Below are 14,922 nucleotides of genomic sequence, written 5' to 3' on the forward strand. Positions count from 1 at the left end.
TTGGCCTTATAGTTTTAACTGACCAATGGCTATGTTCAGTTGAGCGGCCAGGGTTGCCAGCTCATTGCTGGTGGTAGCCGACTCGACGGTTTGTTGCACGGTGTTTTCGGTGACATCACGGATGCTCACCACGGCGCGGTTCATCTCTTCTGCCACCTGGCTTTGCTGCTCGGCAGCCACGGCAATCTGCGTGTTGCTTTCACGCATCTGCGCCACGGCATGAGTGATTTCGGCCAAGGCCACGCCCGCTTCCTGGGCCTGCTGTACGCAGTCGTCGGCCTTGAACGAGCTTTCCTGCATGAAGTCACCGCGTCACGGGTGCCCGCCTGCAGGGCCGAGACCATTGTGGTGATTTCATCGGTGGAGGTTTGCACGCGTTTGGCCAAATGCCGCACTTCATCGGCGACCACGGCGAAGCCCCGGCCCATTTCGCCTGCGCGAGCGGCTTCAATCGCTGCGTTCAAGGCCAGCAGGTTGGTCTGTTCGGCAATGCTGTGAATCACACTGACGACGCTGTTGATCTTCTGACTGTCCTGGGCCAGTTGCTGGATCATCTCGGCAGTGGTTTGCACCCCGGTGGACAGGCTGGCGATGGATTGCTGCACGCGGCTGACCACCTGCTGGCCGCTGCCGGCCAGGTTGTCTGCTGTCTGTGACAGGTCGCGGGTGGCGCCCGCGTGTTGCGCAATGTGATAGACGGTGGCCGTCATTTGATTGATCGCGGTGGCGGCCTGGTCCGTCTCGCTTTGCTGGCCGAGCATGCCGTGGCGTACCTCGTCCATGCTGCTGGCCAGGCGGGCGGCACCGGCATCCAGTTGCGCGGCGGTTTCGGCCACGGTATTGACCACGCGCTGATAGCCGGCCTGCATGGCGTTGAAGGCGCTGGCCATCTGCCCGACTTCATCGGTACAGGCCAAGGGAACCCGGGCGGACAGATCGCCGGTTTGCTCGACATGCAACATCACGTCTTTCAGGGTATTGAGCTGGCTAAGCAGAAAACGGATCAGCAATTGCGAGGCGCAGAGCATGGCCAGCATCAGGATCAGCACTGCGCCTGCATAGTTGGGCAGTCGCTCGACAAATACCTGGGCCAGGCTTGGCGTATAGGCCAGTACCGCGATTTTTTGTCCGTCATCGCGGGTCAGCACATCGGCGCCCAACAACAGATCGTGGCCGAACAGCGGCATGGGATTGATCGAAATCCAGCCCTTGGCGCTGTTTAGCTGTGGCAGGGGTTGATCGTCGACGCTGGCGATCTGGTTGGGTTCAAGGCGCAGCAAGTGCAGGGTTTCAGGCAAGGGTTGCCCGGCGGGCCATGCCTTGAGCAAGTGCGCCTGGTCCCGGGCGTTGGCCTGGGCGGCGGCGCTGCGCGATTGTTGCTCAAGCTGCACGGCGTAAAGCACCAGCAGCAGGGTGGTGACAAACGCCACCCCGTTGACGGCCCAGAATTTGTATTTGAGCGAGATGTTGCTAAGCCAGGTACCCATGGGAGGTCTTCTCTGATTTGGCGCAAACAATATTGGCAAGGTGCCATCATTGTGCCGCTATTCAGTGACGATCTTGTTGATGTGGGTCAACCCTGCGGGTGAGACAAACTTCCTCGTCAGCGACTACTCAGATCAGGCGACCACCGGCAACCCGTAAAACGCCCGCGCACACGCGGTGGTGTGCTCAGCCAGGTCCTGTTCGCTCTCGCCACGATGCACGGCCACTTCACGAAGCACGTCGGTCAGGTAAGCCGGTTCGTTACGGCCATTTTTCGGTTTGGGACGCAAGGTACGGGGCAGCAAGTAGGGCGCGTCACTTTCCAGCATCAGGCGACCCCGGGGGATGTCCCGTACCAGCGGGTGCAAGTGGGTGCCGCGGCGCTCGTCGCAGATCCAGCCGGTAATGCCGATGTGCAGGTCCAGATCCAGATAACTGAACAACGCCTTTTTCTCGCCGGTGAAACAGTGCACTACGGCGGCGGGCAGGCGATCGTGGAAGTCGCGCAGGATTTCCAGTAACCGCTGGCTGGCATCGCGCTCATGCAGAAAAACCGGTAACTGCAGATCAACAGCCATTGCCAGGTGTTCTTCCAGCACTTTTTCCTGCTGGGCACGGGGCGAGAAGTCACGGTTGAAATCCAGGCCGCATTCACCGACGGCGCACACACCGGGCTCCTTGAGCAAGGCTAGCAAGTGTCGGGCGCTGTCGCCGTTCCAGTCACTGGCCGAGTGCGGGTGAATGCCGGCGGTGGAGAACAGTCGCTGACCGCTTTCATCCAGCTCGCGGCACAGTTGCAAGGCCTGTTCGCTGCCTTCAACGCTGGTGCCGGTCAGCACCAATTGGCACACGCCAGCCGCGTAAGCACGGTCCAGGACCGCCTGGTGTTTGCCGTCGAAGCTTGGATTGGTCAGGTTGACGCCGATATCGATGAGTTGCATGGTGCTACCTCAGGCCACAAGCCGCGAAGCATATCAGAGCTGTAGATTTATAAGAAAAACCAAGAACTACAGACAGTTATGGTTGTCTTTGAATGCCGCAACAACGCAATGCCCGGTTTTCTTCAGGGCGCATTGACTGTTTTGCGCGCTGTTTCCAGCGCTTAAAAGCCCCAAAAAGGGCAACCGGTTGTCGGTTAATCCGACAGGGTGCTGGGCTGTATTCTTTCCGGAGAACGGATGACAAGACCAACGCTATTGATTGCGCTGTGCCTGATGCTGATGCCACTCCCGGCACTGGCACGACTGGCCGGACCCTTGCAGGTCGGGCAGCCGAGTCAGGTCCGCGATCTGGCGCAAATCCGCAGCAGTCAGGTGCTGCGGGTGCTGGTCAATCAAAGCCGCAACAGTTCGGGTGAAGTGCAAGGCCAGGCCATTGGCGTTGAATACCACCGCCTGCGGGCGTATGAACGCTTTCTGAACAGCCATGCCCGCGACGGCCAGGAAGTCACCCTCAAGATCATTCCCAAAGCCAAGGACCAGCTTCTCGGGGCCTTGTCCCGTGGAGAAGGCGATGTGGTTGCGCCGGGGGAACTGATCGATTTCAAGCCCACCCGCGCCATCAGCGCCAGTGACCCGATCGTCGACGATGTGCCGTTGCTGCTGGTGGGGGTCAAGGGCGAGCGCCGCTTTACCCACCTGGAACAACTGTCGGGACGCACGGTGGCGTTGACCACGGGCAGTGCAGCGGGTGCCGCGGTCAATTTGATCAATCAAAAGCTGGCGCTGCGCAAATTGCCGCCGGTCAGGATCGAATGGGTAGACCCGACTCTGGCCGTGGAAGATGTGCTGGAAATGGTGCAGGCAGGCATTTTTCACCTGACTATCGTTGAGCGCCCGATTGCCGAGCGCTGGGCCACGTTGATGCCCAAGCTGCGTTTTGACCGCAAGGTGCTGGTCAGCGAACCCGAAGCGATGCGCTGGTACGTGCGCCGTGATGCCTCGATGTTGCGTGCCAGTATCGACCGCTTTCTGGACGGCTATAAGGCACCGGCCGATCAGGATGTGGCGTTTGAGCGGGTTTATCGCCGCTTGTACCGGGTGCATTACCCCTTGGCCCGAGCCGACCGGCAGAAGCTTGAAAAACTGCGTCCGGTGTTGCAAAAGCATGCCCGGCAGCAGGGGATGGACTGGTTGAACCTGGCGGCACTGGCGTTCAAGGAATCTACCCTTGACCCGAATGCCAAGGGCGTTGGCGGGGCGACGGGGCTGTTGCAAATCACCCCCTCTGCGGCGCAACGGGTGGGGGTCAACAATATTCAAAACGTCGATAACAATGTACAGGCCGGTGCCCGGTACCTGGCGTTAATCCGTCGCAAGTTCTTTGCCAGCCCCAAACTCAACGAGCGCGAGCGCATGGCCTTTGTCCTGGCGGCCTACAACATGGGCCCCGAGCGGGTACAAGGCATGCGGGCCGAGGCCCGGCGGCGCGGATTGAACCCTAATCAATGGTTCTTTCAGGTTGAACGCATTGCCATGGAGCAGGTGGGAATGGGCGCTGTCAGCTATGTTAATAGCGTGAATAAATACTATTTGGCCTTTGATCGGGAGCGCGACTCCCTGGAACCCGCAAAAGCTGAACTGGCTTCACGCAAGTAATCGAATAAACTGATAGTTATCTTGGGTTTATTCGACTTTTAACATTCTAAAAACTGATTAGTATGGCGAGCATTCCCCAACTGATTACCTAAAGGATTCCACCATGAGCAAATTGATCCATACCGTACTGGGCAGCCGCGCAGGTTATGGTTTGACTGTTTTGCGTATTTTCGTAGGCATCATCTTTGCTGCTCACGGTTCGCAAAAACTGTTTGGCTGGTTTGGCGGCGGCGGGTTGGCAGGAACCGCGCAATGGATGGAAAGCATCGGCCTGGCACCGGGCACGCTGATGGCAGCGCTGGCGGGCGGTACCGAGTTTCTGGGTGGTCTGGCGCTGATCGTGGGGCTGCTGGCGCGACCTGCGGCATTGGGCCTGACGTTCACCCTGCTGGTGGCGATCTTCTCGGTGCATATCCACAACGGTCTGTTCATGGCCAACAACGGTTATGAATTTGCCCTGGCCTTGCTGGGCGGCACTATTGCGGTCTTGTTCGAAGGTGCAGGCAAGGTGTCCCTTGACCGTGCGATAACCGACTGAAAACCGAATGTTCGCCAAAAGGCCCGCCCAGCGCGGGCCTTTTTCGTTTTACTGGATTGTTGACAGTTGTAAGCCGGTTTATCTAGGATGTTTTCTTGCGCCGATTTAAACAGCTACTTGCGGGGCGCCAGAGGGGCCAGGGACCGTCTAAGAGGCTTGAAGCACGCCTCGAAATACCGCTAAAGCGCTGGTTCGGTGATGCCTCTCACCTGCCACGCAGAATCTTGAGGCGGAGAACCGATACATGAGTCACCCACGTCCCCTAGTACGTCTTGCGCCGATCTCGGCCAGTCCTGCCTTGCGCAACCCAAAAATCCTCCTGGGCGGTAAACACCAGCCCACACTGCTGCGTTGCCTGGATGGCTGGCCGCGTCGCAAGGGGCGGGCTACTGCGTTTTTGATCCAGTTTGTGGAAGAGGGTGATCAGCTGGCGCGATTTGCCGCTGACAGTTTCGACCTGGCAGTGATCCAGTCCCCCGGCGCCGATGATGCCGAGCGAGTGATTCACCACCTGACCCGCGTGTGCCGTCAGGGGTTGATAACCCTGCGTTGAATCCACCTGTAGCCCTGTAGTCGCTGACGAGCTCCGCGAGGCTGCGTTCGGCGGCGCAGCCGTCGTAAACCTTGCGGCTCGATGTGTCAGGTATAGCGCGTATTCAGGGCTTACGACCGCTGCGCGCTCGGACGCAGCCTCGTTCTACTCGTCAGCGACTACAGGGCCACGGGGTTTCAGAGTTACAGTGTTTTCAAGCAACAAAGTAGCGACAGGCTTCGTGGTTCAGAATCTATCCAGGCGGTAGGGCTCCAGTGCCGGTAAATCACGGGAGCTACCGGGCAATGCTAACTGCGTAATCATTTCTGCAGTCACCGCTGCCTGGGTCAGGCCCAGATGCTGATGACCGAAAGCAAGCAGCACCTTGCCGTCGCACACGGTGTCGATGATCGGCAACGAGTCTGGCAGCGACGGCCGAAAGCCCATCCAGGGCGTGGCGGCTTCTGCGCTCAAGTCCCGACGGAACAACCCTTTGCTCAGTCGATGCAGCTGCCAGGCGCGCTCCATGCTCGGTGGGGCCTGCAACCCTGCGAACTCAACCGTACCCGCCAGCCTCAGACCATCAGTCATCGGGGTCATGATGAACTTGCGCTCCAGCGAGGTGACGGCAAAAGGCAGCCGGCCATGTTCGTGGGGCAGCATCAGGTGATAGCCGCGCTCGGTATCCAGAGGGACCTTTTTGCCGGTCAGCTCGGCAGTGAGTTTCGCCGAGTGGGCGCCGCAGGCGATCACTACCCGCCGGGCCGTCACACGGCCCTGAGGGGTAACCAGGTTCACGCCGGCCTCGCTCAGTTGCCCGCCCGTGACCGGTTGCTTGAGGAACTGCACACCGCAGGTTTTGGCGGCGTTCACCAGTTCGCAGACCACGCGATAGGGGTCGATAAAATGCCCGGTAGCCGGAAAAAACAACCCGCCCTGAATCTGCTCGCTGAGTTGCGGTGCGGTCTCGTGGACCGCCCTGGCCTGCCAGAACTCGACCGGTACCTGTTGCTGACGCATGCGCGCCTGAAGTGCTTCTAGCGCCGGGCGCGATTCAGGTCGCTCGTAGACCAGCAACGAGCCGTCCTCCCTCATCAGGCCGGGGCAGTCAATGCCGTCGAGCAGCCGGTGCCAGGCCTGCAGGCTGCTCTCGTTGAGGGCGCGGATACCGGCGACGGTGCGCTGGAATGGCGCCGGGCGCAGGTTCAGCAGCAGGCGGGTAAACCAGGGCAGGGCGCGGGGCATGTATTTCCAGTCCAGGCGCAGGGGGCCCATCGGGTCCATGAGCATGGCGGGCAAGCGCTTGAGAATGGACAGGTCGGCAATCGGGAATACCTGTTCGGTTGCCAGGTGCCCGGCATTGCCGAACGAAGCACCCTGGCCCGGTTCCTGTTGGTCGATGACCACCACCCGCAGGCCCTGGCGCGCCAGCTGCAGGGCGCAGGCGACGCCGATAATGCCAGCCCCGACCACTGCAATGTCAGGGGTCGGGTGCGCGCTGTTCGAGCTGAAATGATCAGGCATTGGGTTGGGCTTCTCTGTGGCCATCGAGCAGGCGACGCAGTTGCAGAGGATTGTCATGCTTGAGTGCGCTGGGCAACAAGCTGTCCGGGAAGTCCTGATAGCAGACCGGGCGCAGGAAACGCAGGATAGCCGCAGTGCCGACCGACGTGGTACGGGTGTCCGAGGTGGCCGGGAAAGGACCGCCGTGGACCATCGCGTCGCACACCTCAACCCCGGTAGGCCAGCCGTTGACCAGCAGGCGTCCGGCTTTGCGTTCCAGAATGGGCAGCAAGGCCCTGGCACCTTCCAGGTCTGCGTCATCCAGTTGCAGGGTGATGGTCAACTGACCTTCCAGATGCTCGAAGACCTGGCGGATTTCTTCATCATCGGCGCATTGCACGACCAGCGACGCGGCCCCGAATACCTCGGCCTGCAACGCCGGATCGGCGATAAAGTCCCGGGCCCGGGTGACAAACAGGTGGGCCTGGCATTGGTTGGGTGTATCGCCTTTCAAGCCTGCTGCGGCTTCTTGCGCGCTGCTCAGTTCGTGCAGCGAGCCGACGCCAGCTTCATACGCCTGGAAAATCCCGGGGGTGAGCATGGTCTGCGCAGGGCTGCTCTTTACCCGCTCGGCTGCGGCGCTGATGAATAGATCCAGAGCGGGGCCCTGGTGGGCAATGACCAGCCCCGGGTTGGTGCAAAACTGGCCAGCCCCTTGGGTCAGGGAGGCCACAAAGCCTTGTGCCAGGGCTTCGCCGCGAGCCTGTAGCGCGCCAGGGAAGAGCACGACGGGATTGATCGAACTCATTTCCGCGTACACCGGGATGGGTTCGGGGCGCGCCTGTGCCGCCTTGCACAAGGCCAGGCCACCGCTGCGAGAGCCGGTAAAGCCGACGGCTTTGATGCGGGGATCGCTGACCAGGGCAATGCCCACCTCGCGACCGGAGCCGAACAGCAGCGAAAACACACCGGCATGCAGGCCCGATTTTTTCACCGCCCGTGCAACCGCATGGCCAACCAGTTCGCTGGTGCCGGGGTGAGCGCTATGGGCCTTGACCACCACCGGGCAGCCAGCGGCCAGGGCCGATGCGGTGTCGCCACCCGCGACGGAGAATGCCAGCGGGAAGTTGCTGGCACCGAACACCGCCACCGGCCCGAGGGGCACCTGGCGTTGACGCAGGTCTGAACGGGGCAGGGGCTGACGCTCTGGCAAGGCACTGTCTACCCGGACATCGAGCCATTCACCGGCGCGTACGGTGCGGGCAAATGTGCGCAGCTGCTGGCAGGTCCGGCCACGCTCACCGACGATGCGCGGGCGCGGCAAGCCTGACTCGCTCACGGCACGGTCGATCAACTCATCGCCCAGGGCTTCGATTTCATCGGCAATGGTTTCGAGGAACGTGGCGCGAGTCGCCAGGGGTGTTTCACGAAAGCTGTCAAAAGCTTCCCAGGCCAAGGCGCACGCCAGCTCGACATGTTCGCCGGTACCGCCGGGGTAGGCCGGATCGAGCGCAGTGCCGGTGGCGGGGTTGATCGCGCGGATGGCTTCGCGGCTACCGGTGATGGCTTGCTGACCGATCAGCATGTTGCCTGTCAGAGTCATGACGTGTTCCTGGGAAAATGGGTTGGGGCGCGAGCAAGGCGGCGCACCTGATGTGCGCCGCGAAGCCTTAGGCGATGCTCTGTTCTGCGGACCAGTTTTTGTACCACTGGCGGAACAGGGTGTACTGGTTCTCGGCGTAATGGCGCTGGGCATCGCTGAGCGCGTCGGTTTCGTTGAAGTGCAGGGTGTATTCGGTGTCGCCATTGAGCACCATCAGGTGCTTGTAGTAGAGCACCAGGTCGGTGCCTTCATCGAATGACGAGAGCACGCCAAGGGCGGCTTCCAGCTCGCGGGCCAGACGGCGGGCCTTGGGATCGCCGGTGGCGGCCTGCTTGCTCAGGGCTACCAGTTGCAGCACTTCCCGTGGCAGGGCGTTGCCGATACCGGTGATGGCGCCGGTGGCGTTGCAGTTGACGAAACCGTGGACCACTTGGGTATCGACACCGACCATCAGGGTCACGTCATCGTCCTTGGAGGTGATGTTTTCGGCGGCGTAACGCATGTCGGCAGCACCGCCGAACTCTTTGAAACCGATCAGGTTCGGGTATTCGCGGCGCAGTTCAAAGAACAGGTCGGCGCGGGTGGCGAAGCCATAATAAGGGCTGTTGTAGATCACCGCCGGCAGCTCTGGAGCCGCCTGCAGGATGGCGGCGAAATGGGCTTTTTGTGCAGCAGGCGAGGCTGCGCGGGACAGCAGTCGCGGAATCACCATCAGGCCCTTGGCGCCGACCTTGGCTGCGTGCGCTGCGTGGGACACGGCTTCGCGACTGTTTACGGCGCCGGTGCCGACGATGGTCGGGATGCCCGCAGCCACCAGTCGTGCCACACCTTCCTGACGTTCGGCTTCGGTCAGCAGTGGCCAGTCACCCATTGAGCCGCAGTAAACGACTGCGCTCATGCCGATGTCGATCAGTTCGCGGCCTTTGGCGACCAGGGCGTCGAAATCCGGCTTGCGCTGGGCGGTGCAAGGGGTCATCAGGGCAGGCATGCAGCCGGTGAAAATGTTGTCGCTCATTGTTGTAACTCCTGGAGTCGTTTATTCGGACGGGTGTGGAACCGGGGGCTTAAATGCCCCACGCGAAAGGATCTTTTTCGTCAATCAGCAGCGTGCTGTCGGCGGTCATGAAGGCCTGGCCGGTAATGAACGGGCGGATACGTTCGCCTTCCCACTGGTAGCTGCCGACGAACTGGCTGGCGGTAATGCTGGCTTGCACCCAGGGCTGGCCTGGAGCCAGTTTTCCATCGGCCGCCAGGCATGCCAGCTTGGCGCTGGTGCCCGTGCCGCATGGGGAGCGGTCGTAGGCTTTGCCCGGGCACATGACGAAGTTGCGGCTGTCTGCCTGGTCGTCGTCGGCAAACAGTTCGATGTGGTCGATCAGGGCGCCGTCTTCGCCGTGGATACCTTGGGCCTCCAGGGCTTTGAGCATCGCCCAGGTGTACTCGGTCAGGGCTTCGACGTTGTCCAGTTGCAGGGCATGGCCATGATCGGAAACCAGGAAAAACCAGTTGCCGCCCCAGGCGATATCGCCGAACACCTGACCGTGCCCCGGTACTTCAACGGCCACCTGCTTGCGGTAGCGGTAAGCGGGCACATTACCCACGGTCACGCTGCCATCCTCGTGCAGGGTGGCGCTGACCGGGCCGACCGGGGTGTCGATTTTGTGCACGCCGGTCTCGATCAGGCCCAGGTGGTGCAGCGAGGCAACCAGGCCGATGGTGCCGTGCCCGCACATGCCCAGGTAGCCGGCATTGTTGAAGAAGATGACGCCGCAGGTGGCATCTGGCGAAACCGGTTCGCAATACAGCGCGCCGACCAGTACATCATTGCCGCGAGGCTCCAGCAGGCAGGCCCGGCGCCACTGGTCATGCTGGTCGCGCAAGGCATCGCGCTTCTCGACCATGGTATGACCGGACAGTTGTGGAAAACCTTTGATCACCAGGCGGGTGGGTTCGCCGCCGGTGTGTGAGTCAATGATATGTACCTGCTTCATAAACCTATCCATTAGAAGAGAGCAGCGGCCGGGAGGTATGCAATGTCTTTAGATTGAAGGCCTGAAGAGGTTTGCGATTGATCTTTTCGGTTGATGCCGATGACGAAATCGGCACAATGGCCCAAGGCTGGTTTCGCACAGGTTGTGCAGTTTTGGAGTGAGATTCATGACGCAGAATGCTTTTGCAGCCCTGTGCCAGGGGAGCGACCTGAGTCGTCCCGAGACCCTTGAACAGTTGCTGTCAGGCGTGGCGCTTTTGCTGCCGATGCTGGATGTGATTCCCAATGCCGCGATCTTTATCAAGGACATTCAGGCGCGCTACGTATTGGCCAACCGCACGCTGGTGCAGCGTTGCGGCTTGAAGCAGTTGCAACCCCTGCTGGGCAAAACCAGCGCCGATGTATTTCCTGAGCAATTGGGGCCTGGCTATACCGAACAGGATCGACGCGTGCTGGAGCAGGGGCTGGTGCTGGAAGATCAGCTGGAACTGCATTTGTACGGGAGCCGGGAGCCGGGCTGGTGCCTGACGCACAAGCGCCCCCTGTACAACCGGGACGGTGCAATCATCGGCCTGGCCGGGATTTCGGTTGACCTGCAGTCGGCCAGTGACACTCACCCGGCTTATCAGCGGCTGGCGGCGGTAGACGAGCATATCCGCCTGCATTTCAACCGTCGCGTCACCCTGGGCGAGTTGACGCGCATTGCCGGGATTTCAGTGGCGCAACTGGAGCGGTACTGCAAGCGGGTGTTCCACCTTACGCCGCGGCAGATGATTCAGAAGGTTCGTCTGGAGCATGCTCATCGGCTGTTGCTGACCGATATCCCCATCACTGAAGTTGCCCTGCAGTGCGGCTACACCGACCACAGCGCGTTCACCCGACAGTTCAAGGCATTGACCGGCTTCACCCCGCGTCAGTACCGACAGGCCACGGCACCCTGAGCGCTACGGGTAGTCAATCGCGACGATGTACACCCACTGCTCCCCGGTGGGTGTCTGTACCTGGACTTCGGCATCCAGCGCCTTGCCGATCAGCGCCCGGGCAAGTGGGGAGTCGATGCTGATCAGGCCTTGCTTGAGGTCAAGCTCATCGGGCCCGACGATGCGGTAGCGCGACTGTTTGCCGTCTTCATCTTCAATGGTGACCCAGGCGCCGAAATAAACCTTGTTCGGATCGCTGGGTTTTTCGCTGACCACCTTGAGGCTTTCAAGGCGCTTGGTCAGGAAGCGCACGCGGCTATCGATCTCGCGCAGCATTTTTTTGCCGTAGGTGTATTCGGCGTTTTCAGAGCGGTCGCCCTGGGCTGCGGCTTCGCTGACAGACTGCGTCACCTGGGGCCTGCGCACGTGCCACAACTCGTGCAGCTCGGCGCGCATCCGCGCTTCACCTTCAGGGGTGATCAGCGCGGTGCCGGCAGGGCGGGGAGGGCGATAGCGGCTCATGGGCAATCCGTGTGCAGAGGAGGGCGCGAGTCTATCAGCCCTCGCGCAACACTGTCAGCGGGCTGGCATTGAGCGCTCTGCGCGTCCCAAATACGCCTGCACCCCCCACCATCAAGGCGCCCAGCACCGGCAACAGCAGCAGCCACGGGTGCGGAGACCACGGCAGGTCAAAGGCAAAGCGGTAAAGCACCAGGCTGACCAACTCGGCGCCTAACGCTGCGAGCAAGCCGCTGGTGGCACCCAGCAGGCCGAACTCGATGCGCCTGGCCTTGATCAGCAACTGCCGCTCGGCGCCCAATGCCCTGAGCAGGGCGCCCTGGCGAATGCGTTCATCCAGGGTGGACTGCAAGCCGGAAAACAGCACCGCCATGCCCGCTGCCAACACGAACAGCAGCACGTATTCCACCGCGATAGTCACTTGCGCCAGGATGCTGCGCAACTGCTCAAGCAGGGCATCGATGGGCAGAATGGTCACGGCCGGAAAGCGGCGCGACAACTCGATGACTTCCTTGTCGTGCCCCGGAGCCAGGTAAAAGCTGGTGAGGTAGGTGGCCGGCAAGTCCTGCAAGGTGCCGGGTTGGAAAATCATGAAGAAGTTGGGCTGGAAGTTGTCCCAGTTGATGCTGCGCAAACTGGTGACCTGTACTTCACGGTTGACCCCGGCCACGGTGAAGATCAGGCGATCGCCCAATTTCAGCTTCAGGCTTTCGGCGACTTTGGCTTCGACCGAGACGCCGGGTACATCGGCGGCTGGCTGTTGGGTCCACCAGGTGCCTGCGGTCAATTCGTTGTCCGCAGGCAGGTTGGCCGCCCAGGTCAGGCTCAAATCGCGCTGAATGGCCCGGTCACCGCTGGAGTCCTTGCTGACGATGTCTTGCACCGGCTCGCCATTGATACTGATCAAGCGCCCCGGAATAACCGGGTACAGCGGCGCAGCCTGAGCCTGTAGGGTCATCAGGTGGGCGCCGAATGCGTCCTTGTCGGCGGGCAGGATGTTGAGGGCAAAGTAGTTGGGCGCGTCCTTGGGCAACTGGTTTTGCCAGGTGTCGAGCAGTTCGCCGCGCAGCAGGGCGATCAGGCCCATCGACAGCAGGATCAGGCCGAAGGCCAGGGCCTGGCCCGCGGCTGCCAGCGGGTGGCGCAGCAACTGGCCCAGCCCCAGGCGCCAGGGCAGCGAGGCGCGTGCCAGCAGGCGGCGCAGGCTTTGCAGGCCCAGCAGCAGTATGCCGCCCAGCACCAGCGCGGCAATCACGCCACCCCCCAGCAGGGCGAACGTCAGCACCAGATCGAGGCTCATGCGCCACATGATCAGGCCCAGTGCCAGCAGCGCCGCACCGTAGACGGTCCAGGTGCTGGCCGGGACCGGCAGCATGTCGCGTCGCAAGACCCGCAGCGGCGGTACGCGACCCAGTGCAGCCAGTGGCGGCAATGCGAAACCTGCCAGCGCCACCAGCCCGGTGCCCATCCCGGCGATCGCCGGCATCAGGCCGCCGGGCGGCACGTCAGAGGGCAGCAGGTCGTGCAGCAGGGCGAACAGTCCGAGCTGGGCCAGCCAGCCAAGCACGGCGCCTGCAAGGCTGGCCAGCAGCCCGAGCACGGCCAGTTGCAAGGTGAACAGCCACAGGGTTTCGCGCCGCGACAGGCCCAGGCAGCGCAGGAGGGCACTGGCATCGAAGCGGCGATTGGCAAAGCGCGTTGCAGACAACGCCACGGCCACGCCCGCCAACAGGACCGCCACCAGGCTGGCCATGTTCAAGTAGCGCTCGGCCTTGCCCAGCGCCCCGCCGATTTGTTGATTGCCATCACGGCCGTCCAGCAGGCGCTGGTTGGGGTCCAGGCCGGGTTTGATTAACCCTCGATAGGATTCAAGGGCTGGCGCTTCACCTCGCCACAGTTCGCGATAGGTGACCCTGCTGCCCGGTTGGACGATCCCGGTGGCGGCCAGATCCTCCAGGTTGATCAGCACCCGCGGGGTAAGGCTGTACAGATTGCCGGCGCGGTCAGGCTCGTAAGTCAGTACGCGGGAAATGCGTACGGTTTTTGAGCCGACATCGATTTGATCGCCGATGTTGAGATCCAGGGCGGTCAGCAGTCGGGCTTCGGCCCAGGCTTCTCCGGGCCTGGGGCCACCGCCGGGTTGTTCTTCGGCATAGGGTTGGGGGGCGCTTTTCAGTTCGCCGCGCAACGGGTAGGCATCGTCTGCCGCCTTGATGCTGGACAGCTGAATGCCGTTGTCGGTAGCGATCACGCTGGCAAACTCGACCACGCGAGCGTGCTTGAGTCCCAGATCGGTACCGGCCTTGATTTGTTCTTCGCGGGCCGGGGAGCTGCCATCAAGCACCAGGTCGGCGCCCAGGAACTCGGTGGCGCGCAACAGCATCGCGCCATTGAGGCGGGCACCGAAGTAACCGATGGCGGTGCTGGCTGCGACCGCAACCAGGAGGGCAAAGAACAGCACGCGCAACTCGCCTGCGCGGGCATCGCGCAGCAATTGGCGTACGGCAAGGCTTAGCAGGCGCAACAGCGGCAGGCGTGCCATCAGGGCTCCAGAGGGCCGACCAGATGGCCAGCTTCAAGGCGGATCAGGCGACGGCAGCGATGGGCCAGGCGTTCGTCGTGGGTCACCAGCACCAGGGTGGTGCCGCGTTCCTTGTTCAGTTCGAAGAGCAGATCGGTGATGCGCTCGCCGGTGTGACTGTCCAGGTTGCCGGTGGGTTCATCGGCAAACAGTACATCCGGGTTGGCCGCAAATGCCCGTGCAATGGCGACCCGCTGTTGTTCACCGCCGGAAAGCTGGCGCGGTGAATGGCTCAGGCGCTGGCCCAGGCCGACACGTTCCAGCAAATGGCGGGCATGTTCGCGGGCGTCCTTTCGGCCCTCAAGCTCCAGGGGCAGCATGACGTTTTCCAGGGCGTTGAGGCTGTCGAGCAACTGGAACGATTGGAACACAAAACCCACGTGTTCGGCCCGAATCCGGGCTCGCTGGTCTTCGTCCAGTGTGCTCAGGGCCCGACCGGCCAGAATCACTTCACCTTGGCTTGGCAGGTCCAGGCCAGCCAGCAAACCCAGCAAGGTGGACTTGCCCGAGCCGGATGCGCCGACAATCGCCAGACTGTCGCCCTTGCTCAATTCAAGGTTCAACGGGTGCAGGATGGTTAACTCGCCTTCCGCGCTGGGAACCACTTTGCTAAGGTTCTGCGCGGTGAGAATACTTTCGCCCATGGAGAATCCA

Annotated in this window: 12 protein-coding genes and 1 pseudogene; 4 read left to right on the plus strand and 9 right to left on the minus strand. The window is 61.9% G+C overall.

Features of this window, described 5'->3' with window-relative positions:
• Positions 1-6: 6 nt before the first annotated feature.
• Both AC19YQ_RS03865 and AC19YQ_RS03870 read right to left on the minus strand, forming a co-directional pair.
• A pseudogene (locus AC19YQ_RS03865) lies at positions 7-1,487 on the minus strand (methyl-accepting chemotaxis protein).
• Positions 1,488-1,619: 132 nt separating this feature from the next.
• Entirely contained in the window at positions 1,620-2,426 is an 807-nt protein-coding gene (locus AC19YQ_RS03870; RefSeq protein ID WP_500594619.1) for a TatD family hydrolase, read from the minus strand.
• A gap of 237 nt (positions 2,427-2,663) precedes the next feature.
• Here AC19YQ_RS03870 and AC19YQ_RS03875 point away from each other — a divergent pair, with 237 nt between their 5' ends.
• From AC19YQ_RS03875 to AC19YQ_RS03885, 3 genes are all read left to right on the plus strand, one after another.
• Entirely contained in the window at positions 2,664-4,082 is a 1,419-nt protein-coding gene (locus AC19YQ_RS03875) for an MltF family protein (RefSeq protein ID WP_133079353.1), read from the plus strand.
• A gap of 103 nt (positions 4,083-4,185) precedes the next feature.
• Complete coding sequence (locus tag AC19YQ_RS03880; protein WP_133079354.1) at positions 4,186-4,620, plus strand: DoxX family protein; 435 nt, start codon at positions 4,186-4,188, stop codon at positions 4,618-4,620.
• Between the two features lie 244 nt (positions 4,621-4,864).
• Entirely contained in the window at positions 4,865-5,173 is a 309-nt protein-coding gene (locus AC19YQ_RS03885; protein ID WP_133079355.1) for a class I SAM-dependent methyltransferase, read from the plus strand.
• A gap of 225 nt (positions 5,174-5,398) precedes the next feature.
• On the opposite strand, the gene AC19YQ_RS03890 is transcribed toward AC19YQ_RS03885, so the two are convergent.
• The 4 genes from AC19YQ_RS03890 to AC19YQ_RS03905 all read right to left on the minus strand — a co-directional run bounded on the left by AC19YQ_RS03890 (position 5,399) and on the right by AC19YQ_RS03905 (position 10,249).
• On the minus strand, positions 5,399-6,676 hold the full coding sequence (locus AC19YQ_RS03890; RefSeq protein WP_500594620.1) for an NAD(P)/FAD-dependent oxidoreductase: 1,278 nt from the start codon (positions 6,674-6,676) through the stop codon (positions 5,399-5,401).
• Complete coding sequence (locus AC19YQ_RS03895; RefSeq protein WP_500594621.1) at positions 6,669-8,258, minus strand: aldehyde dehydrogenase (NADP(+)); 1,590 nt, start codon at positions 8,256-8,258, stop codon at positions 6,669-6,671. The genes AC19YQ_RS03890 and AC19YQ_RS03895 overlap by 8 nt, the downstream gene beginning before the upstream one ends.
• 67 nt (positions 8,259-8,325) lie before the next feature.
• Entirely contained in the window at positions 8,326-9,273 is a 948-nt protein-coding gene (locus AC19YQ_RS03900; protein ID WP_500594622.1) for a dihydrodipicolinate synthase family protein, read from the minus strand.
• A 49-nt stretch (positions 9,274-9,322) separates the two neighbouring features.
• On the minus strand, positions 9,323-10,249 hold the full coding sequence (locus tag AC19YQ_RS03905) for a 4-hydroxyproline epimerase (RefSeq protein ID WP_339474233.1): 927 nt from the start codon (positions 10,247-10,249) through the stop codon (positions 9,323-9,325).
• 166 nt (positions 10,250-10,415) lie between these two features.
• Here AC19YQ_RS03905 and AC19YQ_RS03910 point away from each other — a divergent pair, with 166 nt between their 5' ends.
• Positions 10,416-11,189: a helix-turn-helix domain-containing protein gene (locus tag AC19YQ_RS03910; protein ID WP_500594623.1), complete on the plus strand. Its 774-nt coding sequence runs from the start codon at positions 10,416-10,418 to the stop codon at positions 11,187-11,189.
• Positions 11,190-11,192: 3 nt separating this feature from the next.
• On the opposite strand, the gene greB is transcribed toward AC19YQ_RS03910, so the two are convergent.
• From greB to AC19YQ_RS03925, 3 genes are read right to left on the minus strand one after another with little or no spacing between them, the layout of a single operon-like run.
• A complete protein-coding gene (gene greB / locus AC19YQ_RS03915; RefSeq protein WP_133079361.1) occupies positions 11,193-11,690 on the minus strand; it encodes a transcription elongation factor GreB in 498 nt (165 codons plus the stop codon).
• 34 nt (positions 11,691-11,724) lie between these two features.
• Complete coding sequence (locus AC19YQ_RS03920; RefSeq protein ID WP_500594624.1) at positions 11,725-14,229, minus strand: ABC transporter permease; 2,505 nt, start codon at positions 14,227-14,229, stop codon at positions 11,725-11,727.
• The gene (locus tag AC19YQ_RS03925) at positions 14,229-14,912 is read right to left on the minus strand and encodes an ABC transporter ATP-binding protein (RefSeq protein ID WP_500594625.1); all 684 of its coding nucleotides are present in this window, start codon (positions 14,910-14,912) and stop codon (positions 14,229-14,231) included. Before AC19YQ_RS03925 ends, AC19YQ_RS03920 begins: the two co-directional genes overlap by 1 nt.
• Positions 14,913-14,922 lie beyond the last annotated feature (10 nt).

The organism is Pseudomonas sp. MF06569 (assembly GCF_059862735.1).